The organism is Paracoccus marinaquae, from assembly GCF_018860165.1.
Lineage (GTDB): Bacteria > Pseudomonadota > Alphaproteobacteria > Rhodobacterales > Rhodobacteraceae > Paracoccus > Paracoccus marinaquae.
On sequence record NZ_JAHKNG010000105.1, the window covers coordinates 1 to 2,081 of the forward strand.

The window sequence follows — 2,081 nt, forward strand, 5'->3', positions numbered from 1 at the left end:
TGCGGGTCCAGTATTTCAACTTGGGCAGAGCATCCAGCGCCAGGGCGCATTTGACCTCTTCGCCGCCATCCTTGCTGTCGAAGGTCGGCACCTCGTCCGGTCCCATGAAGTGGTGCTTGAACTTGTAAATGCCGCGATACTTGGGCACGTCGAAATACATCTCGTCGAAGAACCGGATGCCGTCATCGAAAGACACTTCGACGCGCGCCTCGGGGCCGAACAGGTTCATCTGGTAAACCTTGTCGCGCTCCATCTGGCGGAAACCCCGGATCTTCTCGTTCAGTTTGCGCGCCAGGATGAATTTGCAGCGCATGAGCTGCGACAGGGGCATGTCCCGGTCACGGGTCAGGTGGGTAACGACATCGCTCAGCCAGGCCAGCAACTCCGCCTGGCCGATCCATTGATCGCGAACCTTCCCGTCGAGCCAGCGCACCAGGGAATTCGTCGTCCAGTCGTCCACGTCGATATCCAGCGAAAGCTGCTCGGAACTATCCGCTGCCGAGATCGACAGGCGATTGCCGTCGAGGTCGATTTCGAAGGTGTTGGTCGTCTCGACAATATCGAACTCGGCCTTGGTCAGCCGTGCCGGATGATCGGCCAGTGACCAGTCGTGATATTCCATCAGAATATCGGTATCACCAAAGACCAGCTCGCCCTGCACATGCGCCATCAGGCGCGGCACGGTGAATTCTTCGCCCAGATGGGCGGGGGCCAGGTCGTCGGCGTGCCTGGCCTTGAACTCAGCCAGCTTCTCGCGCAGCACGCCATGCAGGCGCGCAGGCGCCATCTGGAACAGGCGCTCTTCGTCTTTGGGCTTAGGCACGCCGGTGAACTCGATCCGGGTCTTGCCGTCATCGCCTGCCGAGACCTTGATCTTGCCCGGCGCGACAATGTTGATCTCGCGGCGCTCCTCCTCGGAGGCGTCCAGTTCGACCGTCATCGTCGCTCTGGGACGCGATTGCCGCCCGAAGAGGCCATCATCCAGCCCTGGCTGCTCGGCCTCGATATTGGCCTCGGCCTCGCTTTCCTCGAACCCCATATCGACCAGCTTGTCGCGCAGACTGACGGCGGCCTCGGAGAAATGCTTTGACACCAGCTTGGCGTAGGATTTGTTCAGCGCCGGTTCCTTGCGTTTTTTCGCATAGGGCATTCGCAGCACACGGCCCAGAAGCTGCTCGGCATCCGTCGAGCTGCGAATATTGGCCAGCGAGCAGAACACATAGGCGAACGAACAATCCCAGCCTTCCTTCAGCGCCTCGATGGTGATGACATATTCAATCGGACAATCGGGCTTGAACAGGTCGATCCCGTCCAGATCGCGCTGCGCGCCGGTCGCCACAGCAATTTTGGCCGGGTCGATATTCTCATTGTCGATCAGGTGCTGTTTCAGCACATCGACCGTGACCTCCTCCCCCTTCTTCTGCGCCTGGAACAGCACGATGGGGCGAATATAGCCCTCACGGTCGCGATCCGCGTGCTCCTGCAATTCCGCCCGCTTCAGAATCGCCGAGTTCACAGCCCCCTGCCAGGTTTCGGCTTCGTCGAGCACCACGGGCATCTTGATCATCTCTTCATCTTTCAGCTCCTGCGCTGTCACGGAATGAAGGATGTTGTTGAACCCCTTGGGCGTGGCGGTGAACTCGATCAGGGCGCTTGGGTTGATCCGTTCATAGACATCCTGGCTCAGACTCGTGCCCGCCTTGTGCGCCTCGTCCATGATGACCAGCGGGCGGTGCAGATGCATCAGGTTGGCAAAGCTGAACCGGATGTCGCCCTTCATCGGGCCATCGTCATTGCGCTCCAGCCCCGGTGTGTTGGGCGAGACAGTCGAGAAATGCCCCTCCAGCATCTCGTGATGGGCATAGACCTTGCGTCCGTCGGTATTGCTGACCCGCAGCGTCTGGATCGTGCCGACCACGACACAGAGGTTCGAGCGCAGGTCATGCGGCGTGACTTGCGTGAAATCGCCAATGTCGAAAACGCGCACGCGGCCCTCGAACGCCGCGTCCAGCACCTGCCGATAGGGGTGGCGCGGGTTTTTCAGCGCCTCGGCGGTCTGGATGCGGATCGTGTTCGTCGGC

Annotated in this window: 1 protein-coding gene; it reads right to left on the minus strand. The window is 60.5% G+C overall.

The window, feature by feature from the left end; genetic code table 11:
• The coding region (locus tag KNW02_RS21360; RefSeq protein ID WP_216035017.1) for a DEAD/DEAH box helicase at nucleotides 1-2,081 on the minus strand (2,081 nt) is incomplete at both ends.